General features: G+C 64.0%; 25 protein-coding genes. 14 read left to right on the top strand and 11 right to left on the bottom strand.

Going from position 1 to position 25,307, the window contains the following annotated elements:
- Nucleotides 1-5: 5 nt before the first annotated feature.
- Nucleotides 6-1,436, bottom strand: a complete 1,431-nt coding sequence (locus WC704_RS10845) for a glycosyltransferase (protein ID WP_372889938.1) — start codon at nt 1,434-1,436, stop codon at nt 6-8.
- Nucleotides 1,437-1,541: 105 nt separating this feature from the next.
- On the opposite strand from WC704_RS10845, the gene WC704_RS10840 reads away from it, so the two are divergent.
- Nucleotides 1,542-2,102, top strand: a complete 561-nt coding sequence (locus WC704_RS10840) for a cytochrome b (RefSeq protein ID WP_372889937.1) — start codon at nt 1,542-1,544, stop codon at nt 2,100-2,102.
- 13 nt (nt 2,103-2,115) lie between these two features.
- Here WC704_RS10840 and WC704_RS10835 read toward each other — a convergent pair whose 3' ends face one another.
- The 5 genes from WC704_RS10835 to rpiA all read right to left on the bottom strand — a co-directional run bounded on the left by WC704_RS10835 (nt 2,116) and on the right by rpiA (nt 7,963).
- A complete protein-coding gene (locus WC704_RS10835; RefSeq protein ID WP_372889936.1) occupies nt 2,116-2,925 on the bottom strand; it encodes a Cof-type HAD-IIB family hydrolase in 810 nt (269 codons plus the stop codon).
- Nucleotides 2,922-3,905 carry a phosphogluconate dehydrogenase (NAD(+)-dependent, decarboxylating) gene (gene gnd, locus WC704_RS10830; protein ID WP_372889935.1) on the bottom strand — a complete coding sequence of 328 codons (984 nt, stop codon included), beginning with the start codon at nt 3,903-3,905 and terminating at the stop codon, nt 2,922-2,924. The genes WC704_RS10835 and gnd overlap by 4 nt, the downstream gene beginning before the upstream one ends.
- Before the next feature lie 12 nt (nt 3,906-3,917).
- Entirely contained in the window at nt 3,918-5,027 is a 1,110-nt protein-coding gene (gene tal, locus WC704_RS10825; RefSeq protein WP_372889934.1) for a transaldolase, read from the bottom strand.
- A 113-nt stretch (nt 5,028-5,140) separates the two neighbouring features.
- The gene (gene tkt / locus WC704_RS10820) at nt 5,141-7,225 is read right to left on the bottom strand and encodes a transketolase (protein WP_372889933.1); all 2,085 of its coding nucleotides are present in this window, start codon (nt 7,223-7,225) and stop codon (nt 5,141-5,143) included.
- 69 nt (nt 7,226-7,294) lie between these two features.
- Nucleotides 7,295-7,963, bottom strand: coding sequence for a ribose-5-phosphate isomerase RpiA (gene rpiA, locus WC704_RS10815; RefSeq protein ID WP_372889932.1), 669 nt, complete (start codon nt 7,961-7,963; stop codon nt 7,295-7,297).
- A gap of 147 nt (nt 7,964-8,110) precedes the next feature.
- Here rpiA and WC704_RS10810 point away from each other — a divergent pair, with 147 nt between their 5' ends.
- From WC704_RS10810 to msrA, 3 genes are all read left to right on the top strand, one after another.
- Nucleotides 8,111-8,500 carry a hypothetical protein gene (locus tag WC704_RS10810; protein WP_372889931.1) on the top strand — a complete coding sequence of 130 codons (390 nt, stop codon included), beginning with the start codon at nt 8,111-8,113 and terminating at the stop codon, nt 8,498-8,500.
- Between the two features lie 137 nt (nt 8,501-8,637).
- On the top strand, nt 8,638-9,267 hold the full coding sequence (locus WC704_RS10805; protein ID WP_372889930.1) for a DedA family protein: 630 nt from the start codon (nt 8,638-8,640) through the stop codon (nt 9,265-9,267).
- Between the two features lie 87 nt (nt 9,268-9,354).
- Nucleotides 9,355-10,011, top strand: a complete 657-nt coding sequence (msrA, locus tag WC704_RS10800) for a peptide-methionine (S)-S-oxide reductase MsrA (RefSeq protein WP_372889929.1) — start codon at nt 9,355-9,357, stop codon at nt 10,009-10,011.
- Between the two features lie 45 nt (nt 10,012-10,056).
- Here the strand turns inward: msrA and pdeM are convergent, their stop codons facing one another.
- On the bottom strand, nt 10,057-10,719 hold the full coding sequence (pdeM, locus tag WC704_RS10795; RefSeq protein WP_372889928.1) for a ligase-associated DNA damage response endonuclease PdeM: 663 nt from the start codon (nt 10,717-10,719) through the stop codon (nt 10,057-10,059).
- Between the two features lie 137 nt (nt 10,720-10,856).
- Between pdeM and WC704_RS10790 the strand changes: the two genes are divergently transcribed.
- The 4 genes from WC704_RS10790 (at nt 10,857) to WC704_RS10775 (ending at nt 15,179) form a co-directional block, all read left to right on the top strand.
- Nucleotides 10,857-12,800, top strand: coding sequence for a potassium transporter Kup (locus WC704_RS10790; RefSeq protein ID WP_372889927.1), 1,944 nt, complete (start codon nt 10,857-10,859; stop codon nt 12,798-12,800).
- A gap of 68 nt (nt 12,801-12,868) precedes the next feature.
- Nucleotides 12,869-13,447, top strand: a complete 579-nt coding sequence (pdxH, locus tag WC704_RS10785) for a pyridoxamine 5'-phosphate oxidase (RefSeq protein ID WP_372889926.1) — start codon at nt 12,869-12,871, stop codon at nt 13,445-13,447.
- Complete coding sequence (locus tag WC704_RS10780; protein ID WP_372889925.1) at nt 13,444-14,388, top strand: cation diffusion facilitator family transporter; 945 nt, start codon at nt 13,444-13,446, stop codon at nt 14,386-14,388. The genes pdxH and WC704_RS10780 overlap by 4 nt, the downstream gene beginning before the upstream one ends.
- On the top strand, nt 14,385-15,179 hold the full coding sequence (locus WC704_RS10775; protein WP_372889924.1) for a PhzF family phenazine biosynthesis protein: 795 nt from the start codon (nt 14,385-14,387) through the stop codon (nt 15,177-15,179). The genes WC704_RS10780 and WC704_RS10775 overlap by 4 nt, the downstream gene beginning before the upstream one ends.
- A 6-nt stretch (nt 15,180-15,185) precedes the next feature.
- On the opposite strand, the gene mnmA is transcribed toward WC704_RS10775, so the two are convergent.
- Complete coding sequence (gene mnmA / locus WC704_RS10770; RefSeq protein WP_372889923.1) at nt 15,186-16,292, bottom strand: tRNA 2-thiouridine(34) synthase MnmA; 1,107 nt, start codon at nt 16,290-16,292, stop codon at nt 15,186-15,188.
- Nucleotides 16,293-16,415: 123 nt separating this feature from the next.
- Here mnmA and WC704_RS10765 point away from each other — a divergent pair, with 123 nt between their 5' ends.
- The 3 genes from WC704_RS10765 to WC704_RS10755 all read left to right on the top strand — a co-directional run bounded on the left by WC704_RS10765 (nt 16,416) and on the right by WC704_RS10755 (nt 17,401).
- Nucleotides 16,416-16,655 (top strand): hypothetical protein, encoded by a 240-nt coding sequence (locus tag WC704_RS10765; RefSeq protein WP_372889922.1) that lies wholly within the window; start codon nt 16,416-16,418, stop codon nt 16,653-16,655.
- 100 nt (nt 16,656-16,755) lie between these two features.
- Nucleotides 16,756-17,055: a DUF1153 domain-containing protein gene (locus WC704_RS10760; protein WP_010404863.1), complete on the top strand. Its 300-nt coding sequence runs from the start codon at nt 16,756-16,758 to the stop codon at nt 17,053-17,055.
- A 100-nt stretch (nt 17,056-17,155) separates the two neighbouring features.
- Nucleotides 17,156-17,401: a GlsB/YeaQ/YmgE family stress response membrane protein gene (locus WC704_RS10755; RefSeq protein ID WP_372889921.1), complete on the top strand. Its 246-nt coding sequence runs from the start codon at nt 17,156-17,158 to the stop codon at nt 17,399-17,401.
- Nucleotides 17,402-17,517: 116 nt separating this feature from the next.
- Here WC704_RS10755 and WC704_RS10750 read toward each other — a convergent pair whose 3' ends face one another.
- Together WC704_RS10750 and WC704_RS10745 are read right to left on the bottom strand one after the other, a co-directional pair.
- Nucleotides 17,518-18,237 (bottom strand): SIMPL domain-containing protein, encoded by a 720-nt coding sequence (locus WC704_RS10750; RefSeq protein WP_372889920.1) that lies wholly within the window; start codon nt 18,235-18,237, stop codon nt 17,518-17,520.
- Between the two features lie 92 nt (nt 18,238-18,329).
- Nucleotides 18,330-18,590: a GlsB/YeaQ/YmgE family stress response membrane protein gene (locus WC704_RS10745; RefSeq protein WP_372889919.1), complete on the bottom strand. Its 261-nt coding sequence runs from the start codon at nt 18,588-18,590 to the stop codon at nt 18,330-18,332.
- Between the two features lie 279 nt (nt 18,591-18,869).
- Between WC704_RS10745 and WC704_RS10740 the strand changes: the two genes are divergently transcribed.
- From WC704_RS10740 to WC704_RS10730, 3 genes are all read left to right on the top strand, one after another.
- Nucleotides 18,870-20,057 carry an efflux RND transporter periplasmic adaptor subunit gene (locus WC704_RS10740; RefSeq protein WP_372890210.1) on the top strand — a complete coding sequence of 396 codons (1,188 nt, stop codon included), beginning with the start codon at nt 18,870-18,872 and terminating at the stop codon, nt 20,055-20,057.
- A gap of 4 nt (nt 20,058-20,061) precedes the next feature.
- A complete protein-coding gene (locus tag WC704_RS10735) occupies nt 20,062-23,226 on the top strand; it encodes an efflux RND transporter permease subunit (RefSeq protein ID WP_372889918.1) in 3,165 nt (1,054 codons plus the stop codon).
- A 79-nt stretch (nt 23,227-23,305) separates the two neighbouring features.
- Nucleotides 23,306-24,568: a DUF445 domain-containing protein gene (locus WC704_RS10730; protein ID WP_372889917.1), complete on the top strand. Its 1,263-nt coding sequence runs from the start codon at nt 23,306-23,308 to the stop codon at nt 24,566-24,568.
- Nucleotides 24,569-24,593: 25 nt separating this feature from the next.
- Here WC704_RS10730 and WC704_RS10725 read toward each other — a convergent pair whose 3' ends face one another.
- Nucleotides 24,594-25,265: an HAD family hydrolase gene (locus WC704_RS10725; protein ID WP_372889916.1), complete on the bottom strand. Its 672-nt coding sequence runs from the start codon at nt 25,263-25,265 to the stop codon at nt 24,594-24,596.
- Nucleotides 25,266-25,307 lie beyond the last annotated feature (42 nt).

The following is a 25,307-nucleotide window of genomic DNA, read 5'->3' as shown; positions in this document are numbered from 1 at the left end:
CCCCGCTACTCCGCCGGTGCCGTAATCGCGGTGCGCTGCTGCCGTCCCCAGCTTTCACGCCCGGTTAGGAAGGCGTGCCAGCCCCACACCGCCCCGGCATGGCGCAGCAATTGAAAGCTGAACGGCTCCAGGATCGCCGCGATCAACGCCGGGAACAACCCCAGCCCCTCGCGCTGCCCGGTCCAGTTTTTGTAAATGCCGAGCGACCACAGATGAAAGGTCAGGTCGATCGCGATTTTGACCAGCATCACGATCAGGATCGGCAAAGCGATGGTGAACCGCCCGGTCACGACCAGCCCGATCAGGATCGCAAACGCCGCCACCCCATAGATTGGCTGGAGCGTATCAAGCGTCTTGACCGGCAGCATCGCCGTGCCAAGCCAGCCAAAGCGCCGCGCGCCAACCATGTCGCGGTTCCAATGCTGCGTCTGCAGGAAGCCGCCGAACCAGCGCCGCCGCTGGCGCAGAAAGGCGAGCGGGCTCGCCGGGGCATCGGTCCGCGCCAGCGCGCCGCCGACCACGCGCACCGTCCAGTCGCGATCATGGTCGACCGCATGGCGGTGCAGCCGGTGGATCAACTCATAATCCTCAACCATGCAATCGGGATCGAACCCACCGACCGCCACCACCGCATCGCGCCGGAACGCGGCGAACGCGCCCGAAATCAGCAACAGGCTGTTCAACCGTTCCCACGCATGGCGCGACAGGAAGTTGCGGACATATTCATAGGTCTGGAACCACTCGAAGAACCGCGCCTGCAGGTCCGGCCCGCAAATCGGCGCGAGCACCCCCGTCGCCGCGACCAATTCGGGTTCAGCCGCAAAGGCCGCGCGCATCGCCGCGATCGCGCCCGGCTCCAGCAGCGTATCGGCGTCAACCGTCAACACCACTTCGGTATCGACCTGCACCATCGCCGCGTTGAGTGCGCGCGCCTTGCCGCTGTGGCGCAACCGTAGCCAGCGCAGCGACGGCAACACCGGTGAGGGATCGCTCATCGTGCCAAACGGCGGTGCTATCAGCCCGTAGCGGCGCGCCAGCACCTCGGCTGTGCCATCGCTCGATCCATCGTCCGCGATCAGGATCAGGTCGGGGGCCGCCGTCTGGCCCGCCAGCCGGTCGATCGCCGCGGCGATCACGCCCTCCTCATTGTGCGCCGCGACGATCACGCCGAAGCTGACCGACGTTGCCGGGGCCGGTTGCGGCTTCAGGCGCAAGTCCCGAATGTTCCACGCGGTAAACGCCAACAAGGCAGTGTCATACAGAATATAGACGATGCCGATCGACCACATCGCCAGCCCTTGCCGCTGAAACGCCTGCACCAACAGTGCAGCGAACAGGAGCGGCCCGAACGCGCCGATGATACGGCTGGCGACGGGAATCCGGCGTGGGGTCAGGCGCGGCGATTCTGCCACGAGCGTTTCGGCGAGCGATGTCATGGCGGTGGCGATACCGATTCAGGATGAACGAGCGATGACGCCGCCTAGCGCGCACGCGTGAGTCCCGCTAGGTTAATGCGACTTTAGGGTAATAGGAGCACGATCTTGGTTCAGCGCTACACCAACGTCGCGATCGTGTTGCATTGGCTCGTCGCCGCGCTGATCGTCGCCAATGTCGCGCTTGCCTGGATTTGGCCGGTGCTGCCCGACGCGCAGGTGCGCCCGGCGATCGATCTTCACAAATCGATCGGCATCACCGTCCTTGGCCTTGCCATGCTGCGTATCCTGTGGCGCTTCGGCCATCGCCCGCCGCCGCTGCCGCGTGGCTATGCCGGCTGGGAAGTCACCGCGTCGCACATCGTGCATTGGGGGCTGTATGCGATCCTGTTCGCGATGCCGCTGACCGGCTGGATCATGGATTCGGCGTATGAGAAGGCCGCGACCACGCCGATGTATCTTTACGGCCTGTTCCAGTGGCCGCGTCTCGGCTTCATCCTCGCGCTCGATCCCGCGACCAAGAAGGCGGTGCATGACGGATTTGGCGAAGCGCATGAGATCATCGCTTATGCGGTTTACGCGCTCGTCGCCCTGCATCTGGCGGGGGCGCTGAAGCACCAGTGGCTGGACGGGACGAAGGAAATCCAGCGGATCTGGTTCGGTCGCTGACCGGGCGGCGGGGCTACCGCCCCGCCAAAATCGCGTCGATCGCTTCAGCCACGCCATCCTGCTCATTGCCAGCGACCACATGGTCGGCCCGTGCGCGCACCGCCTCCGGCCCCTGCCCCATCGCGAAGGACAGCCCTGCGCGAGCGAACATCGGCAGATCATTGGCCTGATCGCCGAACACCGCCGTTTCGGTGAGCGGTACGCCAATCACCTCGGCCAGCGTCGCCACGCCATCGCCTTTGTTGGCGTTGAGCGCGGTGATGTCGAGATAGTAGGTCTGCGACTGCGCGATCGTCGCCTGCGCCGCATAGGGTTCCAGACTGGCGTGGAGATTGGCGAGCAGGGTCGGCGCATCGCTGACGAAGGTGATCTTGTCCACGCGATCGAACAGGCCGGAGAAATCCTGCGTCACGATCGGCGCCTGGTTCGACGCGATCCGCTCGCTGGTGACATGTGCGCCGACGTCCGTGCTGGCATACCAAAGGTCGTCGGCGAACACCCAGGTGTCAACCGCCAGCCCGCGCGCCGCCCCGAAGGCCGCCTCAACCACCGCCCGGCCAATCCTATGGTGGCAGGTTACCCGCCCATCACGGGTAAAGACCGTGCCGCCATTGAACGCCCCCATCGGCGCATCGATCGCCAGCGCCTCGGCAATCGGCATCAAGCCCGATCGCGGGCGCGCGCTGATGATCGTGAAGGGCAAACCCGCCGCGCGCAACCGCGCGACCGCCGCCGCCACGCCCGGCGTGATTTGCTTCGCGCGATCGACCAGGGTGCCGTCGACATCCGACACCACCAGCCCAATCGCGCGCGCCTCTGTCACTGCGGCATCTCCACATGGCCGCCAAAGCCGAAGCGCATCGCCGACAGCAATTTGTCGCCGAAGGTATGGTCGACCCGGCTGCGATAACGCGCGAACAGGGCAGCGGAGAGTACGTTGACGGGCACCGCCTCTTCCATTGCCGCCTCGATCGTCCAATGGCCCTCGCCCGAATCCGCAACCTTGCCCGAAAAGGCATCGAGTGCCTGATCCTTGGCCAGCGCCGATGCCGACAGATCGAGCAGCCACGACGAGATGACCGAGCCGCGCCGCCACACTTCGGCGATGTCGGTCAAATTGAGATCGAAGCGTTCGTCCTCGGGGAGGTTTTCCGACGCCTTGCCCTTCAGGATGTCGAAGCCCTCGGCATAGGCCTGCATCAGGCCATATTCGATGCCGTTGTGCACCATCTTGACGAAGTGCCCCGCGCCCGCGGGCCCGGCATGGATATAGCCTTGTTCGGCGCGATCATCATGCTTGCCCGCATCGCGACCCGGCGTGCGCGGGATTGTGCCGATGCCAGGCGCCAGCGCGGCGAGAACCGGATCGATCAGGTCGACCGACTCCTTGTCGCCGCCTACCATCATGCAAAAGCCGCGCTCCAGGCCCCATACGCCGCCCGACGTGCCGACATCGATATAGTGGATGCCCCGTTCGGCAAGCGTCTTCGCGCGGCGGATATCGTCCTTGTAGAAGCTATTGCCGCCATCAATGACGATGTCGCCCGCTTTGGCAAAGCCACCGATCGTGGCAATCGTCTGTTCGGTTGGATCACCGGCTGGCAGCATCACCCAGTAGAGTGCGGGCGTGTCGAGCTTGTCGCGCATGTCCTCGAGCGATGTCGCCGCCACCGAGCCATCGGCAGCGAGTGCGGCCACCGCCTTGGCGTCGCGGTCGAACACCACGGTTTCGTGGCCTGCGCGCATGATTCGGCGCGCGATATTCCCGCCCATCCGGCCAAGGCCGATGATTCCGATCTTCATGGAGCAGGTCCTTCAGGCGTGCGCGGGATGCTTGGCGGCAATCGCCCCGAGCAGATCGTCAAACGCCTTGGAGAAGGATGCGACGCCTTCCTCGACCAGCGTATCGGTCACGCCGTCGAGGTCGAGCCCGAACCGCTCCGCCTCCGACAGGACATGCCGCGCGCCCGCAATATCCTCGCTCAGCGTCAGCTTGGGCGTACCGCGTTCGCGGAACGCGTCGAGCGTCTTGGGCGGCACGGTGTTGACCGTGTCTTTGCCGATCAACGTGTCGAGATACAGCGTGTCGGGATAATCCGGGTTCTTGGTGCCCGTGGACGCCCAGAGCAGCCGCTGCACCTGCGCGCCCTTGGCGGCGAGTGCCTGCCAGCGCGCGGACGCGATGAATTCCTCATACCAGGCATAAGCAAGCTTGGCATTGGCAATGGCGACCTTGCCCTTGAGCGCCTTGGCCGCATCGCCGCCGATACCGGCATCGATCTTGTCGTCGATCTTGGAATCGATCCGGCTGACGAAGAAGCTGGCGACGCTCGCGATATGGTCGATCGGCTCGCCGCGCGCGACGCGCTTTTCCAGGCCCTCGACATAGGCTTCCGCCACCGCCTGATAGGCGCTTTGCGAAAACAGCAACGTCACGTTGACGTTGATCCCGGCATCGATCGTCGCCGCAATCGCGGGAACACCGGCGGGGGTGCCGGGGATTTTAATCATCAGGTTGGGGCGATCGACCTCGGCCCACAATTTCTGTGCCTCGGCAATGGTGCCGTCGGTATCGTTCGCGAGATAGGGCGACACTTCAAGGCTGACATAGCCATCCTTCGTGCCCAGCCGGTCATAGACCGGGCGCAGCGTATCCGCCGCCGCCTGGATATCGAGGATCGCGAGATGCTCGTAACGCGCCATCGTCGAGGCATCGGGGTTGGCCTGGTCGAATGCCGCGAGCTCGGCATCATAGGCATCGCCATGTCCCATCGCCTTTTCGAAGATCGACGGGTTGGAAGTGACGCCAGTCAGCGAATCCTCGTCGACCAGTTTCTGCAGACTGCCCTCGGCCAAAAACTTGCGGTCGACAAAGTCGAGCCAAACGGCCTGACCGAGATTTGCGAGATCGTTCAAACGGCCCATCAGTGCTTCTCCATATATCGTATTGGCTTCACCCGGCCTTGTTCCCGAGTCCATCGCGCCAGCATAATGCTGCATTTGGGCATGACGGTTACCGGAACAAGGCCAATCGGCGATCAGGCGCCTTCGCCGAGCATTTCGATCGCGACCTTCACGACATTGTCGACAGTGAAACCAAATTTGTCCTGCAATTTGGCAATCGGGGCCGATGCGCCGAAGGTCGACATGGTGATCGTGCGCCCGTCGAGACCGACATAACGATCCCAGCCGATTTCGCCCGCCATCTCGATCGCGAGCCGCGCCTTCACGCCCTTGGGCAACACCGATTCCTTATACGCCGCATCCTGCAATTCGTAGCGATACCAGCTCGGCATCGACACGACGCGTGAGGCGACACCCTGGGCAATCAACGTTTCGTGCGCCGCCAGCGCCAGCGACACTTCCGACCCCGTCGCGATCAGGATCACCTCCGGGTTCTCGCTGTCGGCGAGCACATACGCCCCCTTGGCCAAGCCGTCCGCGCTCGCATATTTCGCGCGGTCGAGCGTCGGCAGCGCCTGGCGTGACAGGATCAGCGCGGTCGGGTGACCGGCATCGGCCATGATCGCCCGCCACGCCGCCGCCACTTCATTGGCATCGGCCGGGCGGATCGTGTCGAGCCCCGGAATTGCGCGCAGCGTCGCCAGATGCTCGATCGGCTGGTGCGTCGGGCCGTCTTCGCCCACGCCGATCGAATCGTGCGTGAACACCCACACCGCGCCAATCTCCATCAGTGCCGACAGGCGCACCGGCGCGCGCATATAATCGACGAACACCAGGAAGGTGGAGCCATAACCGCGCAAATGCGACAGCGTCATGCCGTTGACGATCGCGCCCATGCCATGTTCGCGCACGCCGAAATGGATGTTGCTGCCGCCATAGGAATCCGGCTCGAACGACGCCGCGCCCTTGATATCGGTCTTGGTCGAGGGCGACAGATCAGCCGATCCGCCGAGCAGCCACGGCACCTTCGCCGCAATCGCGTTGAGCACCTTGCCGCCCGCATCGCGGCTGGCGATGCCCTTGGCATCGGCCTCGAACACCGGGATATCGGCATCCCAGCCCTCGGGCAGGCTGTCGCTGAAGATCGCGTCGAGCTGCGCCGATTCCTCGGGATATTCGGTGGCATAGCGTGCGCGCAGCGCGTCCCAGGCTTCGCGCAAGGGCGTGCCGCGCCCGGCAATCGCCCCCTGGAAATGCTCGGCCACGCCCTCGGGCACGAAGAATGCCTCGTCTTCGGGCCAGCCATAGGCCTGCTTGGTAAGGCGGATGTTTTCAGCACCCAGCGGCTCGCCATGCGCCTTTTCGCTGCCCGCTTTGGGGCTGCCCCAGCCGATGATCGAATGCACGACGATGAAGGTCGGCTTATCAGTGGTCGCCTTGAAGGTATCGAGCGCGGCGGTCAGCGCAGCGACATCGTTGGCGTCGTTTACGTGAATAACGTTCCAGCCATAGGCCTCGAAGCGCTTGCCGACATCCTCGTCGAACGCGAGGCTGGTCGCCCCCTCGATCGAGATGTAGTTGCTGTCGTACAACCAGCACAAATTGGACAGTTTGAGATGCCCGGCGAGCGAGGCGGCTTCGGCCGAGACGCCCTCCATCATGTCGCCATCGCCGCACAGCGCATAGACGTCATGGTCGAACAGGTCGAAACCGGGCTTGTTGTAGCGCGCCGCAAACCAGCGCTCCGCAATCGCCATGCCGACCGAATTGCCGCAACCCGCGCCCAGCGGACCCGTCGTCGTCTCGACACCCGTAGTGTGGCGATATTCGGGGTGACCCGGGGTCCGCGAGCTGAGTTGGCGGAACTGCTTGATATCGTCGAGGCTCAAGGCGGGCTTGCCGGTCTTATTGCCCTCGGCATCGATCTCTTCGATCCCGGCGAGATAGATCAACGCATAGAGCAGCATCGACGCATGGCCGACCGAGAGTACGAAGCGGTCGCGATTGGGCCAGTCCGGCGTCGTCGGATCATAGCGCAGGAACTTGCTCCACAGCGTATGGCCGACCGGTGCCAGCGCCATCGGCGTTCCGGGATGGCCCGAATTGGCAGCCTGCACGGCATCCATGGACAAGGTGCGGATCGTATCGATGGCAAGCCGCTCGGGCGAGCCGTCCTCATGAACGCTCGTTGCAGTCGCAGTCGTCGGGGAATCGGCCATGAAAGGTATCGCCTCGCTAATGTGGGTCTGAACGCACATGCGCCCGCCCGGTTGCGGTTTGCGAGGGCCTTATCTCGTCCTTTCGTCGTGTTCCAGCCGCGTAACGACGCCATTGGTCGCGATATAGGCGGCAGACACCTCGGTCAGGAACAGGCCGTGCTCCAAAGCGCCCGGAATTCCGGCGATTTCGGCGGCAAGGCGGCGATGGTCGATATCGGGTGCAAAACGGCAATCGAGGACCAAATTCCCCTGATCGGTGCGAAAATCACCGCGCAAGACAACCTCTGCACCAAGGCTTTCGAGTCGCGCCGCGACGAAATTGCAGGCGAAGGGCAAGGTCTCGACCGGGATCTTCGCCGCCCCGATCGCGGCGACGCGCTTGGAGCCATCGGCGATCACCACCATCCGCACACTGGCGGCGGCGACCACCTTCTCGCGCAGCATAGCGCCGCCCGCCCCCTTGATCGCGCGCAGAACGTCATCGATTTCATCGGCGCCATCGATGGTGAGGTCGATACGCGCAGGCAGGTCGATCAGCGCAATGCCGACCGCGCGGGCATGGGCCTCGGTGGCAAGCGAAGTAGCAACCGCCTGCACCGCAAGCCCCCCACGCACCCGCTCGCCCAGCGCCTCGATCGCAAATGCCGCAGTCGATCCGGTGCCAAGGCCGACACTCATGCCAGCGCGAACCTCTTCCACCGCAGCCAGCGCCGCGAGGCGTTTGTCGGACTCGTTCATGGGCGCGCTCTACCACCGTTCGCTAGCGGAGCACACGGTGCGCGTTTGAAATGCGTAGACTTCGGACATGCGCGTTTGCCGCCGACATTGGCGACAGCGGATGCTCAGGTTAAGCTCCGGGACCGCCCATCGCTATGACAGAGATATATGGAATTTATAGTCGAGATCATCTTTCAATTTCTCGGCGAGATTTTGCTGCAGTTATTGTTCGAGTCCTTAGCTGAACTTGGCTTTCACGGCCTTGCAGACACCTTCAAAAAGCCAAGAAACGCGTTTTTGTCGACAATCGGCTTCGCGTTGTGGGGTACGATGGCTGGCGGCATAAGCCTTTTGATTATGCCGAAATCCTTCATCTCCAACCTTGGGCTCCGCGAAGCGAACGTCGCCATAACCCCCCTGATCGTTGGGGGCATCATGATGCTGATTGGACGACTGCGGGACAGCAAGGGACAAACACGGGTAGGATTGGACCGCTTTGGCTATGCCTTCGTATTTGCTTTCTCGATGGCAATTGTCCGTTTTAACTTGGCCCATTGAATAAGGAGACCGCCCCTGCCTTCATCGCGGAGACGCGAAGGGCGCCGAAGGAAATAGGCCTAAAACGCAAACCCCTTCCCACGCCCCCGCACATTTCCGCTGGCCCCGCGCCCCGTCCCACGGCAAAGCCCTGCCCCATGATCGAAAAAATCCTCGGCATCCTCGCGACCTTCACCATCGGCGTCATTTCCAGCGGCGGCTATCTCGGCATCGCGCTGTTGATGGCGATCGAATCGGCCTGCATTCCGCTGCCGTCCGAGATCATCATGCCCTTTGCCGGCTATCTCGTCTCGACCGGGCATTTCAACCTATACCTCGCGGCGACGGCGGGTGCGATCGGGTGCAATCTCGGCTCGATCGTCGCATATGAAATCGGCAAGCGCGGCGGGCGACCAGTGGCCGAGCGCTGGGGCCGTTACGTGCTGGTCGGCCCGGGCGAACTCGATGCCGCCGACCGCTTCTTCGCGCGCTTCGGCAACGCGGCGGTGCTGATCGGCCGCCTGCTGCCGGTGATCCGCTCGTTCATCGCGTTTCCGGCGGGCGTGGCGCGGATGCCGCTGATCCCGTTCCACATCTACACCTTTATCGGATCGTGGCCGTGGTGCTTTGGCCTTGCCTATCTCGGCATGGTGCTGGGTGACAAATGGAACAGCGATCCGCGCGTCAAGGCGGCGTTCCACAGCGTCGACGCGGTGATCGCGGTGGTGCTGGTCGTGGCAGTCGGCTTTTATATCTGGCACCGCGTGCGCGGCTTGAAGCGACATTGATCCTGCGTAACATCTCTTTGGTCGCCAAACCGTAACTAAGCGCGATCAACACGCGAAGTACGTCGTGTCCCATCAAGAGGTGCCCCGATGTTAAAACCCGTTCTCTTTGCCAGCGGCATCGCCGCCGCCGCGCTATTTGCCCTCGGCAGCGGTGCCGCGCAGGCCGAGCGCGCCGTGCCGCTCCCGGTCTCCAAAGTCGATGTCACCGCCACCGGCCCGCAAACCGCCGTGTTCGCAGGCGGCTGTTTCTGGGGCATGGAAGCCGTGTTCGAACATGTGAAGGGCGTGACCAAGGTCACCTCCGGCTATGCCGGCGGCACGCGCGACACCGCGACCTATGACCAGGTTTCGACCGAAACGACCAAGCATGCCGAGGCAGTGCGCGTCGTCTATGATCCGGCCAAGGTCAGCTATGCGACGCTGCTGCGCGTCTATTTCTCGATCGCGCATAATCCGACCGAACTCAATCGCCAGGGCCCCGACAGCGGCTATAGCTATCGCTCGGCGATCTTCCCGCAAAGCGCGGCACAGCGTGGCGTGGCCACCGCCTATATCGCGCAATTGGGGCAAGCGCACGCCTTCGCCGCGCCGATCGTCACCAAGATCGAGACCGGCGCATTCTTCCCCGCCGAGGACTATCACCAGAATTTCTACGACCGGAACCCCAACCACCCCTATATCGTGACGTTCGACAAACCGAAGGTCGCGGCGTTCCGGGCGGCCTTTCCGCAATTGGCGATCTGAGACCGCAAGCCCCTCCCCGACCGGGGAGGGGCTTTTCGCAACGGCTCACGCCGCCAGCGGAAAGCGCAACAGCCGATCCTCGACCGGGACCAGCGCCTCCGCCCCCCGCCCGACCGCGCGGACAATCTCGGGGTGTGCGGCATCCAGCCCACCGGTCAATGCGCCGAATGCGGGCAGGATCAGCTTGCGCGCACTGGCGACGAAGCAGCGGCGTGAGACCGAGCGTCCACGCACGCGCAACCGCAATTTGGGATGAAAATGGCCCGAAAGCTCGGGACGGGCCTCGTCGGGCAAGGCCTCATGGCGCAGGACCAACCCGTCCACTTCCGCCTCGCCGACGACAACCCCGCCGCATCGATCGGCCATGCCCGCATCGTGATTGCCGGTGATCCAGGTCCACGCGACCGCCTCCGTCAGTGCGCGCAGCCGCGCCTGCGCCGCCTCGGCCATCCGATCGCAACCTTCATCGTCATGAAAACTGTCGCCCAGGCACCAGATTTCACGCGGGCGCAGCGTCTCCGTCAGCGCGGCCAGATCGGCGAGCGTCGCCAGCGAATCATAAGGCGGCAGCATCTGGCCGCCGCGTGCATACCAGCTCGCTTTCTCGAAATGCAGGTCGGCGACCAGCAACGCCCCGCGCGCAGGCCAGAACAGGGCACCGCCACCCAAAGCAAGGAAATCACGGTCTGCGAACGAAAAGGGAACCATGCGATTGGCTATGTCGCAATGGTGGCCCTGGTGCAACGCCCGAGCCACACCCTGACCGGCGCGCGTATCAAAGGCCTTGCGCAAAGCCGCCACGAGCGTAAAGCGCGCCGTCCTTCCTGACGAGCCATTCACCGCTTATGACCGCAGCGACCGTGACCAAGCCTGACAGCCCCGCCCCGCACGCCCCCCATCCGGCGCTGCTGGCCTTGACGATCGGTGCGATCGGCGTGGTGTTCGGCGATATCGGCACCAGCCCGCTTTACGCCTTTCGCGAAGCGTTGAGCCAGACGGCAGGCGACGGCATCGACTCCAGCGAGATTCTCGGCGTGCTGAGCCTCGCAATCTGGTCGCTGATCCTGGTCGTCACCGTCAAATATGTCATCTTCCTGATGCGCGCGGACAATCAGGGCGAAGGCGGCGTACTGGCGCTGACCGCACTCGCGCGGCGTGCGCTGGGGCGACGCTCGCTCATCGCCCTGGTCCTTGGCGCGGCGGGGGCTTCGCTCTTTTATGGTGATGCGATCATCACGCCGGCATTGTCGGTGTTGTCAGCAGTGGAGGGACTGAAGACCATTCCCGCGCTCGCCCCCATTTTCGATGATTCGGCGATCCTCGGGGTGACGATCGTAATCCTCGTCGCGCTCTTCTTCATCCAGAGCCGCGGCACCGCGAGCGTTTCCGCGTTGTTCGGCCCGGTTTGTATCGTGTGGTTTCTGGCAATTGGTGGGCTCGGCCTGTGGCACATCGCCGACGAGCCTTCGATCCTGCGCGTCATTTCCCCGCATTATGGCGCAATCCTGCTCGCCACCCACGGCGTGACGGGGCTGTTCGTACTGGGGGCTGTGTTCCTGACGGTCACCGGTGCCGAGGCCTTGACCGCCGATATGGGCCATTTCGGTATCAGGCCAATCCGCATCGGCTGGTTTTTCCTGGTTTTCCCGTGCCTGGTGCTCAATTATCTCGGCCAGGGGGCTTATGCCCTGAACGCGCTCGAAGCGGCTGCGGTGTCGGGCAAACCGTTCGTGAATCAGGACTGGTTCTTCGTCATGGCGCCGGAGAGCGTGCGTCCGTGGTTGATCGTCCTCGCCATGATGGCCACCGTCATCGCCAGCCAGGCGGTGATCACGGGTGCCTATTCGCTGACGCAGCAGGCAATCCAGCTCGGCCTGTTGCCGCGCCTGCGCATCCGCCAGACCTCGGCCACGCAAGCGGGGCAGATTTATCTGCCATCGATCAACTGGCTGCTGCTGACGGGCGTGCTGGTGCTGGTGATCCAGTTCCGCACCTCCTCGGCAATGGCCGCCGCGTACGGCATCGCGGTGACCGGCACGATGGTGGTGACGACACTGCTCGCCTATATCGTCGTGCGGCATCGCTGGAACTGGGGGCGTCCGCTGGCGCTTGCCGTGATCCTGCCGTTCCTTATGCTCGATCTGATCTTCTTCGGCGCGAACATTCTGCGCGTGGTCGAAGGCGGTTGGGTGCCGCTGGTGGTTGCCGCCGCCATCGGGCTGATTATTTACACTTGGAACCGCGGTCGCGGCATCGTTCGCGCGTTCGAGGCGCGGCAGAGCGTCCCGCTCGCCGATCTCGCCGCCGCGCTCGCCAAGCGCCCGCCCGAGCGCGTGGAAGGCACCGCCGTCTTCCTCACCGCCAATCCCGACAGCGCGCCGGGTGCGCTGCTGCACAATCTCAAGCACAACAAGGTGCTGCACGAGAAGAACCTGATCGTCAGCGTGCGCACCGCCGACCGCCCCTCGGTCGAGGCCGACGAACGCTCCGAAATCCGCCCGGTCGACGACAATTTCACGATCATCGTGCTGACCTATGGCTTCATGGAATCGCCCGACGTGCCGCGCGATTTGGGGCTGGAGGCGGTGAGCCACAAGAAGGTGCTCAACCCGGCCAAGACCAGCTATTTCATCGGCCGCAACACGATCAAGCCCGCCGCCAATCAAGGTATGCCGCTCTGGCAGGACCGCATCTTCATGTTCCTTCAACGCAATGCCAGCGACCCGACCGACTTCCTGAGGATCCCGCCGGGCAAGGTGCTGGAACTGGGCGAGCAGGTTACTGTCTAGGTGCCCTGGTCGTCGCATCGGTGCCGGTTCGGGGTGACGCAATGGGATGGGCACGCTAAAGCACCGGCATGACCGACGATCCCTTTGCCCTGTTCGACCTCTGGTATGCCGCCGCGCGCGCCAGCGAACCCAATGACACCAACGCGATGGCGCTGGCTACCGCCGACGCCAGCGGGCGACCGTCGGTGCGGATGGTGCTGCTGAAGGGCCGCAGCCCCGAGGGGTTCGTGTTCTACACCAACCGCGAGAGCCGCAAGGCGGGCGACCTCGACGCCAATCCGCACGCCGCCTTGCTGTTCCACTGGAAATCGCAACGCCAGCAGATCCGCATCGAAGGCGCGATCAGTCGCGTGACCGATGCCGAATCCGACGCCTATTTCGCCTCGCGCGGTCGCGACTCGCAGCTTGGTGCCTGGGCCTCGGACCAGTCGCGCCCGCTGGCCGATCGTGCGATCTTCGAGGCACGCTTCGCCGAGTTCCAGGCCAAGTTCGAAGGCCAGGACGTGCCACGCCCGCCGCATTGGGGCGGCTACCGCGTAACCCCCGACCGCATCGAATTCTGGCAGGACCGCGCGCACCGCTTGCACGAACGCCGCGTGTTCACGCGCGCTGCCGATGGCTGGAGCGAAGGGCTGCTCTACCCATGACCGAAGACCAGCGCCGCGCCATTCCGTTCGCGGTGCGCGCTGCTATCGCCAGCGTGGCGATGGCGGTCTTCCTGATCGTATTGAAATCCTATGCCGCCTGGTCGACGGGATCGATCGCGATGCTCGGCAGCCTGGCGGATTCGGGGCTCGATCTGCTGGCCAGCGCGGTAACGCTATACGGCGTACGCTTGGCCGCCCAGCCTGCCGACCACGACCACCGCTTCGGCCACGGCAAGGCGGAATCGCTGGCGGCGTTGTTCCAGGTCATGCTGATTACCGCGTCCGCCGCCGGGATCGCATGGCGCGCCGTGCTCGCGCTGGGCAGCAAGGAGCCGACGCAAAGTGCCGAATTCGGTATCGGCGTGTCGCTCATCGCAATTTTTGCGACCGTGGTGTTGCTTGCCTATCAACGCGCGGTGATCCGCCGCACCGGATCGGTCGCGATCGTCGCCGACAATGTCCATTACCAGTCCGACGTGCTGCTCAACGGCTCGGTGATCGTGGCGCTGGTGCTCGACCAATATCTCGGCTGGCGCAGCGCCGATCCGATCTTCGGCATCGTGATCGCGCTGTGGCTCGCTTATGGGGCCTTCCGCGCCTCGTCCAACGCGATCGACCATTTGATGGACAAGGAATGGCCCGAGGCGATGCGCGCCGATTTCATCGAGGTCGCCGCGCGCCAGCCCGGCATCAAGGGCATTCACGATTTCCGCACGCGCCACGCCGGCACGCATGATTTCGCGCAATTCCACATGGAAGTGCCGGGCGACATCACCGTCGCGCAGGCGCACAAGGTGGTCGAGGGCGTCGAACGCGCGCTGCACAAGGCCTTCCCCAAGGTCGAGGTGTTGATCCACCTCGATCCCGAAGGCCATATCGACACCGACAATCCGCTGGTCGAGGCCGACGTCACCCCGCATTGGTTCGGGAAACGCGCATGAGACTGCCCATTGTCCAGATCGACGCCTTTGCCAGCGCAGCTTTCACGGGCAATCCGGCGGTGGTAATGCCGCTCGCCGCGTGGCTCGACGATGCTGTGCTGCAGGCGATCGCCGCCGAGAACAACCTCAGCGAGACCGCGTTCCTGGTTCCCGACGAAACCGCGGCGAGCGACTTTGAGCTGCGCTGGTTCACCCCCACCGCCGAGGTCGCGTTATGCGGCCACGCCACGCTGGCCAGCGGGCATTTCGTGCTGTCGAGCGATCCCGAGCGCGACACAGTGTCTTTCCGCACGCGCAAGGCCGGTATCCTGACGGTAAAGCGTGCGGGCGACGGCTATGCACTCGCGCTGCCCGCATGGGCGCCCGCCCCCAAGGCGATGCCCGAAATCGTTGCCGCACTCGGCGTCGATGCGGTCGAGACCTTATGGCGCGATGGCGGCTACCGCGTTGTCGTCGTCGCGGACGAAGCGACCGTGCGCGGCATCACGCCCGATCTCCGCGCGCTGGCACAGGGCGGCGATCGCCAGACGATCGTCACCGCGCCTGGCGACAACACCGACGTGGTAAGCCGCATGTTCGCGCCCGGTGCAGGGATCGATGAAGACCCAGTCACCGGCTCGGCGCATTCGGTGATCGTACCCTATTGGGCCGCGCGCCTCGGTCGCGACCGCTTCACCGCTTATCAGGCGAGCGCGCGCGGCGGGTATCTGACCTGCCAGCTCGATGGCGACAGCGTGGTGCTTGGCGGGCAGTGCGTCACGGTGATGGAAGGCACGTTCTTCCTGCCCTGATCCGCGTCATGCCACGACCAGCGCGCTTTCGGTTTCCTCGATCCAGCCGCCGCCCAGCACGCGGTCACCGGCGTAAAGCACCGTCGCCTGGCCCGGTGCCACGCCATATTCGGGCGCATCAAAGGCAACGCGCTGGCCGTCGAAGCGTGCGGCAACCGGTTTGGCGAGCGAGCGGACCTTGGCCGTCATCGGCCCGGTATGGTCCCCGCCCAGCCAATTGACCCCGCTCAGCCGCGCCGCGCCCACCGCAAGCGCCGCCTTCGGCCCCACCACCACGCGCTTGGTCACGGCCTCGAGCCGGATTACGTAAAGCGGCTCCGGTGTCCCGCCGATCTCAAGCCCGCGCCGCTGACCGACGGTGAAGTGGATCAGGCCCCGATGCCGCCCCAGCACCCGTCCCGTTTCATCGACGATTTCGCCGCTGGTGTCGGCCTCGGGCCGCAGCTTTTTGACCAGTGAGGCATAATCGCCGTCGGGCACGAAGCAGATATCCTGGCTGTCGGGCTTGCCCGCCACGCCCAGCCCCAATTCGGCGGCGATTTCACGCACGCGCGGCTTGGGCAACCCACCCAGCGGAAAGCGCAGATAATCGAGCTGCTGCTGCGTCGTTGCGAACAGGAAATAGCTCTGGTCGCGCGCGGGATCGAACGCGCGGTGCAGTTCGGCACCACCCGGCCCTTCCACGCGCCGCACATAATGGCCGGTCGCCAGACAATCCGCCCCCAAATCGCGCGCGGCGGCGAGCAAATCGGTGAATTTCGGCCCCATATTGCACTGGATGCACGGAATGGGGGTGCGCCCGGCGAGATAATCGTCGGCGAAGCGATCGATCACCTGGTCACGAAAGCGCGATTCATGGTCGAACACATAATGCGCGATGCCGAGCCGGTCGCACACGCTGCGCGCATCGCGAATGTCACGCCCGGCACAGCACGAACCCGCACGCCCGACCGCCTCGCCATGATCGTAGAGTTGCAGCGTGATGCCGATTGTCTCCGCGCCGGTGCGCGCGGCGAGCGCAGCGACAACCGAGCTGTCGACCCCGCCCGACATGGCGACGACGATGCGCTTGCCCGTAAGATCGGCACCCAGTTGAAAATCGGCTTCGGTCATGGCGGCGCAGATAGGCGTTCGCGCGCGCACTTGCAAAAAAGCCGAAAAAAGAGCGGCAGCTTTACCCGCCCGAAAGGACCTCGCCGCTACAACAGAGTTTCGATCCCTAGCGGAAGTGCGTGCGTGGACCTCAGTTTTTCTCGATTCGAAGCCGATGCGACGGTGGTAGCATTACCACCGGACCTCGCCGTGCTGATGGTCGGAATCGCGGCGCGCCAGGCCGCGAGCCCGACTGCCATCATCCAGAGTCGGCTGCCTGGACCCAATCCAAAACCGGATTGGTTTGCACCCGCGCACGGTGCCTTCAATCTGGTCGTAGCCGAAATGCTTGCCGCCACGCCGACTGCGGGAGGCAATAAATGAAAGCCTTGTTTACCGAGCCGCTTTAGTCAGTGTTCAAGTCCTTCGGGTAATTGCCGTTATTGAGATGCAGGGGGCCCCCGCCCCGACACGAGGTTTAAGAATGATCGAAAACCAGAAGATCCGCCCGGCCAAGGTGATCGGACCTCTCGGAGAGCCCTTGACGCTCGAATCGCTCCCGCCGCCGGAGACGACGCGCTGGGTCGTGCGCCGCAAGGCCGAAGTTGTCGCCGCAGTGAATGGCGGGCTGCTGTCGGTTGACGAGGTGTGCGATCGCTATGGCCTGACGGTCGAGGAATTTGCCGGCTGGCAGCGCGCGATCGACCGGTCGGGGATGCCCGGTCTGCGCGTCACGCGGATCCAGCATTACAAATCGCTGTACGAGCGCCAGCAGAAATATTGATCGAGCCGCACTGTGTTTTCAAACCGTAACCGGAACAAAATTCGCAATTCATGAGTCTTACCCTCGTAGCCCGGATGCAGCCGGGCAAATGGAGGATAAGATGGTTGGTCTCCTTATTTGGCTCGTTGTCGGTGGCGTTTGCGGTTGGCTTGCCAGCATGGTGATGCGGACCGACGGACAACAGGGTATCATCCTTAACGTTGTCGTCGGAATCATCGGATCATTTATTGCTTCGTTTCTGTTTGGCGCTGGAATAAATCAGGTCATGACCTTCGTCTACTCTCTGATCGGTGCCATTATCCTGCTCGCAATCGTCAACCTCGTTCGCCGCGGGTCGGTCCGCTAAGAGTCTGTTTGGAAATGCGCCATCGCGCATTTCCAAACGGTCTCTAAGCTCCAACTCCTCGTTTAAAAATTGGCCGCCGGGGCAACCCGGCGGCCAATTTTTGAACGCGCTTCGTTTTATTTCAGCAGAAACCGCACCGAAAGCGTGACCGAAATTTCGGTTTCACCGGCCGCGATTTGGGTGGCTTCGTTCGTCTTCATCGCGCGGGCGTAAAGCACCGCCGGCTGCGGTGATGCGCCATCATTCGCCCCGCTTTCCGCAATCGACACGATCCGTGCGACCGACAAACCCGCCGCCTTGGCATAAAGCGCGGCCCGTGCCTGCGCGACCTTCACCGCCGCACTGCGCGCCTCGTCGAGCGCGGCGTCCGGTTGATCGATCGAAAGGCTGGGGCCATCAATCTGGTTCGCGCCCTCGGCAACAAGCGCGTCGAGGATCGTACCCGACTTGGCAATGTCGCGAAACCGCACCGCGACGCTGTTGCTTGCCTGATAACCGGTCAGGACGGGGGCTTGCCCATCGGTATACCGATATTGCGGGCTGAGCGAGACACTGGCGGTGCGCACGTCGCGCGCCGCCACGCCGGTTTTCTTCAAGGCGGCAAGCACCCGCGCCATGCGGCCAGCATTATCGGACAGCGCGGCGGAGGCAGTCTGCCCCTGCGTCACCACGCCCGCGCGAATGGTCGCAACGTCAGGGACGCGCGCGACATGCCCCTCGGCGGTGATATCAAGCAGTGTGCCATCAGCGACTGGCGCGGACACGGTCTGCGCCGCGGCAGGGCTACCCCCAGCCAGCAGCAAAGCAGGGGCGAACAGGAAAAGGGACGAACGCATCAATATCTCCCGGTTGAACAAGCCGCTCTTCGGCCCGCATCATGCCGGCTGTAATGCCAGCGTGCTCGCCAACCGGGGATGAACAGAACGAACTATCGAATACGGCGCGACGTCACGAGTCGGTACAGAGCCAGCAGGATCACCGCGCCGCCGGTCGCCGCCGCATAATTCTGCCAGCCGCCGACCAACGTGACGTTCATCGACTTGGCGACGAACCCTGCCAGTAATGCCCCCACGATCCCGATCAGAATCGTTACGATAAAGCCGCCCGGATCCTTGCCGGGCATAATCATCTTGCCGAGCACGCCCGCAACGAGGCCGATCAGCAGCCAACCGAGAATAGAGCGATCCACCGTCTTTCTCCCCCTTGTCGCCCGCCAGCGGCGGACCGGTGCGAAACCTCGCGTTCGCTAGATGCAAATGCAACCAATTTGTTTCGTCAACGTGACGTATTAAGCGGCCTTCTCCCTTGTGTGTCCTTGCGAGCGAACCCGAAACGCGTCATGCCGCATTTGAAGCAATCGGCCTCTTGAGGTCGGTGATCTATTTCTATAACACAGTGACAATGAATGGTCGGCAACCTCGTGGTGCCGAGGCGGTATGAGAGCCCAAGGGGTCGGGAATTGACGCAGATGAATTACGAGACGCGGACGATCGGCAATGAGGAAATTCTCGGCTTGCCGGGCGACCACGGATCGCGGCGACCGCGTTGGGGCATCATCGCGGCGCTCGTGGCCGCGGTCCTGGCCATCGCGCTCATCGCCTTTCTCGTATTTGGGCGCAGCCCTGCCCCGAGCGCGAAACCGGTGGTGCAGCTACCGCTGGTCTCCGTTGTCGTACCGGGGCGATCCAGCGTCGCGCGCGTGGTTTCCGCGACGGGCTCACTCGCCGCGCGGCGTGAAATGCCGGTCGGCGTTTCGGGTGAAGGCGGCATGGTCGTGCGCGTGCTGGTGGAACCGGGCCAATGGGTAAGCAAGAATCAGGTGCTTGCATTGGTCGACCGTTCGGTCGCCACCCAGACTGCGGCGTCGCTTGTCGCACAGATCAACGTCGCGAAATCCGACGCCGCCATCGCCCAGTCCGAGCTCGACCGCGCGAAGCAGTTGGTCGATCGCGGCTTCATCTCCAAGGCGGATCTCGAACGCAAGGCCGCGACACGCGACGCCGCACTGGCGCGAGTCGCGGTAGCGCGCGCCACGCTGGGCGAAGCCCAGGCCCGCACCGACCGCCTCGACATCCGCGCACCCGCGGCCGGCCTTGTGCTGACCCGCGCGGTCGAGCCGGGTCAGATCGTCAGCGCGGGCTCGGGCGTATTGTTCCGCCTCGCCGAGGGCGGCCAGATGGAATTGCGCGCGCAGGTGAGCGAGGCCGACTTGCGCGGGCTTCATGTCGGATCGCAAGCGAAGGTGACCCCCGTTGGCGGCAGCGATGTGTTTACCGGCGAGGTCTGGCAGGTCTCCCCCGTGATCGATCCGCAGTCGCGCCAGGGCATCGCCCGCATCGCGCTGTCCTATAACCCGTTGCTGCGTCCGGGTGGTTTTGCCGCCGCAACCATCGTTTCTGGGTCAACCGACGTCCCGCAATTGCCCAATGCCTCGATCCAGAGCGACGAAAAGGGCAATTACGTCTATGTAGTTGGGCCCGACGACAAAGTCGTTCGGCGGGCGATTACCGTCGGGGAGGTCTCCGATTCGGGCGTCGCGATTGCTTCTGGACTAAATGGCACCGAACGGGTTGTCCTGACGGCTGGCGCCTTTCTTAATCCAGGCCAAAAGGTAAAGCCGACGCTGGTAACAGCGGACGCGGCAAACAAGAGGTAGGGCGATGAACTTCCGGAATATCTCGGCCTGGTCGATCCGCAACCCGGTCCCATCGATCGTCCTGTTCTTCATGTTGACGATCGCGGGGATCGTCAGCTTTCGCAGCCTCGACGTCAACAATCAGCCCGACATCGATTTTCCGGTTGTCATTATCGAAATTTCGCAGCCTGGGGCGGCACCGACCGAGCTTGAGACGCAAGTCACGCAACGGGTCGAAGCGGCTGTCCGTTCGCTGCAGGGCATCGACGAAATCAATTCGACGGTTACCGAAGGCAATTCCCAGACCATCGTCCAGCTCGCCATCGGTACGCCGATCGACCGGGCCGTGGAGGATGTCCGCTCGGCCGTCGCGCAGATTCGCAGCAACCTGCCCGATGGTATTCTTGAACCGCAAATCATCCGGGCCAACACGACCGGCAACGATCTGGCGAGCTATGCCGCGATCAGCACCGACATGACGGTCGAGCAATTGAGCTGGTATATCGACAATACCGTGGCCAAGGAATTGCTGTCGGTTCAGGGGTTGGCCGGGGTCGATCGCAATGGCGGGGTGAATCGCGAAATCCGCGTCATCCTCGACCCGCTAAAACTGTCGGCGCAGGGGCTGACAGCGGCGCAGGTCAACCAGCAACTGCGCCAGGTGAACCTCAATGCCGCTGGCGGTCGCGCCCAGATTGCGGGCTCGGAGCAGTCGGTTCGCGTGCTCGGCAATGCGCAAACCGCCTATGAATTGGGGCAAGTCCAAATCGCAACCGGCAACGGGCGCGCGATCAAGGTCGCCGATCTTGGACGCGTCGAAGATCTTTATGCCGAACAGCGTTCGGCCTCGCAGCTCAACGGCCGCCAGGTGCTGAGCTTCGATTTCCAGCGCGCCAAGGGTGCCTCGGACGTCACCGTGTTCGAAGAAGCGGAAAAGAAGCTTGCCGCGCTCGAGGCGCGCAATCCCAAGGTCCATTTCAAGCGCATTTCGGACAGCGTCAAATATACCAAGGCGCAATATGATGCGGCGATGGAGGCGATGGTCGAGGGGGCCGCGTTGGCGGTGCTGATCGTCTTCATCTTCCTGCGCGACTGGCGTTCGACGATCATTTCGGCGCTTGCCATTCCGCTTTCCGCGATTCCAACCTTCTGGGTCATGGAGTTGCTCGGCTTCACGCTCAACAACATGACGCTGATGGCGTTGAGCCTGGTGGCGGGTGTGCTGGTTGACGATGCGATCGTGGAAATCGAAAACATCGTGCGGCACATGCGCATGGGCAAATCCGCCTATCAGGCCGCAATCGACGCGGCTGATGAAATCGGGCTTGCCGTGCTGGCCACCACGATGGCGATCGTTGCGGTGTTCCTGCCGGTCGGCCTGATGCCCGGTATTTCCGGCCAGTTCTTCAAGAATTTCGGCCTGACGGTTGTGGCCTCGGTGCTGATGAGCCTTGCCGTTGCGCGCCTCATCACGCCGATGCTCGCCGCCTATTTCCTGAAGGCGCATGGCGAAGCCTCGCATGGCGAGGGTGTGGTGATGGATGTCTATATGCGCATCCTGAAGTGGACATTGCTGCATCGCTGGTCGGCGGTCCTCGGCGGAGCCGCTGCCTTCGGGGTAACGATCCTTCTGTTCATGACGATCCCGGCCACTTTCCAGCCGCTGCGCGACAGCGACAGCAGCACGGCACTGGTCGAAATGGTCCCGGGTACGACGCTGGCCGAAACACAGGCGGTGGTCACTCGCGTTCAGGAATTCCTGCAGAAGCAACCGAGTGTTGAGTCGGTCTATTCGCGGGCGTTTGTCGGGAATGGTCGCGTCACCGCGATCTTCAAGCCCAAGCGCGAACGCAAGATGAAGAGCTATGAGTTCGAACGCTCGCTCGCCCCTGAGCTGCAGGCAATCCCGGATGCGCGCGTGTCGTTCCGCTCCGACAGCGGCTGGGGCGGCGGCGGGCGCGCGCTTACCGTTACGCTTGGCGGGGACGATCCCAAACTGTTGGCCGATACCGGTGCCAAGCTGGTCGAGGCGATGTCCAGCCTGCCCGGCATCGTCGCGCCACGCATTGGCGGCGATTTGAAGCGGCCCGAAATCGTCATCACCCCGCACATGGATCTGGCGGCGAGCCTTGGCGTGACCACCGCGGCCATGTCCAACGCGATCCGGCTCGCGACGCTTGGCGACATCGACCAGAACAGTGCGAAATTCTCGCTGTCGGATCGGCAGATCCCGATCCGCGTCGCGCTCGATCAGGACGCACGCCAGCGTCTATCGACGATCCAGAACATTCCGGTGCAAACCGCGACTGGCGGATCGGTCCCGCTCAACGTCGTTGCCGGCATCGGCTTCGGCGCGGGGCCAACCAAGATCGAGCGAGTCGCGCAGCAGCGCCAGCTTACCGTGGGCGCGGACCTTGCGCCGGGCGTGGTCAGCGGCACCGCGCAGGCGGCGATCCACGCGCTGCCGATCATGAAGAACTTGCCGATCGGCGTGAAGGAAATCGTCCTTGGCGAATCCAAGTGGCAGCTTGAGTTGATCAACAACTTCATCGTCGCCCTGCTCGCCGGTGTCGTGCTGTTGTTCGCGGTGCTCGTGCTGCTCTATCGGCGTTTGCTGCCGCCTTTCATCAACGTGCTGTCGCTGGCGGTTGCGCCGCTTGGCGGGTTGCTCGGGCTGTGGATCACCAACACGCCGATTTCGCTGCCAGTCTATATCGGGTTGATCATGCTGCTCGGTATCGTCGCCAAAAACTCGATCCTGTTGATCGACTTCGCGCTCGAGGAGATGAACAAGGGCGTCGATAAGGTAACGGCGATCATCGACGCCGGGCACAAGCGCGCGCAGCCGATCGTGATGACGACGGTGGCGATGGTCGCGGGCATGATGCCGACCGCGTTGGCGCTGACCGGCGATGGCTCGTCGCGCGTGCCGATGGGTATCACCGTAATCGGCGGTTTGACGATGTCGACGATCCTGACGCTGCTGATCGTACCGGCCAGCTTCAGTCTCGCAGTCGGGGTCGAGGCGCGGGTCGGTCCATTCCTGCGCCGCAACCTGCTGACGTACCGCGCGGGCGACGATCATGGCCCGCTGATCGAAAACCGTCCGCACCGCCCCGAGCTTGGCCCTGCGGCCCCCACCCGCATCGTTTATCAACCGGGTGACGACGAACCGCAGCCGGCCGAATAACCCTGCCCGCGCCGATCGGAAATCGGCCGGATGGCGCTTTGCACTTGAACTATCGGCGCGTTCGGGGATTGGTCGGGGTATGAGCCGCACCCGACCGCCCCGCACCTTCGAGGCCCCGCCTGTTGGCCTGGTGCGGATGCGCTGGATCGCGGGTGGACTGCTCGTACTGATGGCGGCGACCTTCCTGGTCGCGCGCGCCTTCGATGATCGCTATCCCGCGCTTGGTTTCGTGCGCGCCTTTGCCGAGGCGGCAATGGTAGGCGGGCTGGCCGATTGGTTCGCGGTTACCGCGCTGTTCCGGCACCCGCTTGGCCTCCCCATCCCCCACACCGCGATCATCCCGCGCAACAAGGATCGGATCGGCACCACGCTCGCCGCCTTCCTGCGCGACAATTTCCTCATTCCAGGCGTCGTCGCGCGGCGGATGCGCGGTGTTGATATGGCGGGGGCGGCGGGACGCTGGCTTGCTAATCCGCCCGGTGGCGATGGTCGGTTGCGGCGCGGTGCCGCAGGCCTTGCCGCGCACATGCTGGAGGCTTTCGACCAGCAACGTCTTGGCGGAATGGTCAAGGCCGGGATCGGGCAACGGCTACGCGCGCTCGACGTATCGCCACTGCTCGGCCAGGCGCTGAGCGCGGCGATTGCCGAAGACAGGCATTTGCCGCTGCTCGACGGCATCGTGCGCTGGGGTGCGCGGCTGTTGGCTTCCAACGAACAGCTCATTCGCCAGATGGTGCATGATCGCGCGGGCACCGTGATGCGCTGGACCGGGCTCGACGAGACGCTGGCGACCAAGATCATCGATGGTCTCAATGGCATGTTGACGGGGATCGCAGAGGACCCCGACCATCCTTTGCGCGAAAAGGCCGAAGCCGGGCTGGCCGCGCTCGCCCACGATCTCATCAACGATCCCCGGATGCGCGAGCGCGTCGCGGCGGTGAAGGGCGAGATTATCGACAATCCCGCGATGCAGCGCTGGCTCGACGGGCTGTGGGAGCAAGCGCGCGGCGGGATGCTGCGGATCGCGCGCAATCCCGATGCGATGCTGGCAGGCCCGGTCGGCGATGCACTGCGGCAACTGGGCGAAACGTTGCAGACCGATGCGAAATTGCGCGCGACGATCAACCGCTTCGTGCGCCGCGCCGTGGTGGGCATGGCGGCGGATTATGGCGACGGCATCGTGCGACTGGTGTCCGAAACGATCCGCGGCTGGGATGCCCACACAATCACGCGGCGCCTGGAAAATGCCGTCGGCCGCGATTTGCAATATATCCGCGTCAACGGCACCCTGGTTGGCGGTTTGGTGGGGTTGGCGATCCATACGGTCGATGTAACCCTGTAGGGCGCCAAATCCTGCGCCCTGCCCGTCAACGTGCCCAATCCTCCACCGTCCAGCCGCGAGCATGGGCCAGCGCGCGCAGCGGTGCGTGCGGGTTGGCCGCGATGACGACATCGGCCCATTCCAGCGACGGCGCATCCGAGACGTGGTCCGAATAGAAGCGGACCAGCGCATCGGTCCGCGCAATGCCCTGCCCCGCCAGCCATGCTTCGATCATCCCGAGCTTGGCCGCACCATAGCAATTTTCCCCCGCGATACGCGCGCGCAACACAGTGCCCGCGCGCTCCACGCCCGTCGCGATGACCGCGTCGAAGCCAAGCCGTTCGGCAATCGCGCTGGCATAAAAACCATAAGAGGCAGTCGCCAGCACCAGCCGGTATCCCGCCGCCCGGTCCGCCGCGATTTGCGCCAGCGCACCGGCATAGACTCCACTCGCAACAATCCGGTCGGCGAAGCGTGCCGCCGCCCGCGCGGCCTTGGCCTCAGGCAGTGCATCGCCCAGCAACAACGCGTGCGTCATTTCCTTCAGCCGCGCCCGCCCGATCACTCCCGCCGCATAAGCGAGCGTCGCCAGCCCGGCGACCGGAAGCAGCGCCAGCCGCCACGGCGCCTGCGCCCATGCCGTGCGGACGAGGAACGAAGTCCAGGTCGGCGCGTATGTGATGGTCTTGTCCATATCGTAAACGCTAAGATGGTGCATTGCAGCGCCATAGGATGTTGGAGCCTTGCCGATCTACCCCGA

Source organism: Sphingomonas sp. (assembly GCF_041661885.1).
Classification (GTDB): domain Bacteria; phylum Pseudomonadota; class Alphaproteobacteria; order Sphingomonadales; family Sphingomonadaceae; genus Sphingomonas.
Note: the sequence above shows the minus strand (reverse complement) of the source record. Positions and strands in the feature narration are given on the sequence as shown.

Coding starts and splice junctions, on each gene's coding strand:
- WC704_RS10775 (WP_372889924.1), top strand. CDS start 14,385: ATGAGACTGCCCATTGTCCAGATCGACGCCTTTGCCAGCGCAGCTTTC.
- WC704_RS10810 (WP_372889931.1), top strand. CDS start 8,111: ATGGAATTTATAGTCGAGATCATCTTTCAATTTCTCGGCGAGATTTTG.
- pdeM (WP_372889928.1), bottom strand. CDS start 10,719: ATGGTTCCCTTTTCGTTCGCAGACCGTGATTTCCTTGCTTTGGGTGGC.
- tkt (WP_372889933.1), bottom strand. CDS start 7,225: ATGGCCGATTCCCCGACGACTGCGACTGCAACGAGCGTTCATGAGGAC.
- WC704_RS10740 (WP_372890210.1), top strand. CDS start 18,870: ATGAATTACGAGACGCGGACGATCGGCAATGAGGAAATTCTCGGCTTG.
- WC704_RS10725 (WP_372889916.1), bottom strand. CDS start 25,265: ATGCACCATCTTAGCGTTTACGATATGGACAAGACCATCACATACGCG.
- WC704_RS10780 (WP_372889925.1), top strand. CDS start 13,444: ATGACCGAAGACCAGCGCCGCGCCATTCCGTTCGCGGTGCGCGCTGCT.
- WC704_RS10750 (WP_372889920.1), bottom strand. CDS start 18,237: ATGCGTTCGTCCCTTTTCCTGTTCGCCCCTGCTTTGCTGCTGGCTGGG.
- gnd (WP_372889935.1), bottom strand. CDS start 3,905: ATGAAGATCGGAATCATCGGCCTTGGCCGGATGGGCGGGAATATCGCG.
- mnmA (WP_372889923.1), bottom strand. CDS start 16,292: ATGACCGAAGCCGATTTTCAACTGGGTGCCGATCTTACGGGCAAGCGC.
- WC704_RS10735 (WP_372889918.1), top strand. CDS start 20,062: ATGAACTTCCGGAATATCTCGGCCTGGTCGATCCGCAACCCGGTCCCA.
- WC704_RS10805 (WP_372889930.1), top strand. CDS start 8,638: ATGATCGAAAAAATCCTCGGCATCCTCGCGACCTTCACCATCGGCGTC.
- WC704_RS10755 (WP_372889921.1), top strand. CDS start 17,156: ATGGTTGGTCTCCTTATTTGGCTCGTTGTCGGTGGCGTTTGCGGTTGG.
- pdxH (WP_372889926.1), top strand. CDS start 12,869: ATGACCGACGATCCCTTTGCCCTGTTCGACCTCTGGTATGCCGCCGCG.
- WC704_RS10730 (WP_372889917.1), top strand. CDS start 23,306: ATGAGCCGCACCCGACCGCCCCGCACCTTCGAGGCCCCGCCTGTTGGC.
- WC704_RS10845 (WP_372889938.1), bottom strand. CDS start 1,436: ATGACATCGCTCGCCGAAACGCTCGTGGCAGAATCGCCGCGCCTGACC.
- WC704_RS10790 (WP_372889927.1), top strand. CDS start 10,857: ATGACCGCAGCGACCGTGACCAAGCCTGACAGCCCCGCCCCGCACGCC.
- msrA (WP_372889929.1), top strand. CDS start 9,355: ATGTTAAAACCCGTTCTCTTTGCCAGCGGCATCGCCGCCGCCGCGCTA.
- tal (WP_372889934.1), bottom strand. CDS start 5,027: ATGGGCCGTTTGAACGATCTCGCAAATCTCGGTCAGGCCGTTTGGCTC.
- WC704_RS10760 (WP_010404863.1), top strand. CDS start 16,756: ATGATCGAAAACCAGAAGATCCGCCCGGCCAAGGTGATCGGACCTCTC.
- rpiA (WP_372889932.1), bottom strand. CDS start 7,963: ATGAACGAGTCCGACAAACGCCTCGCGGCGCTGGCTGCGGTGGAAGAG.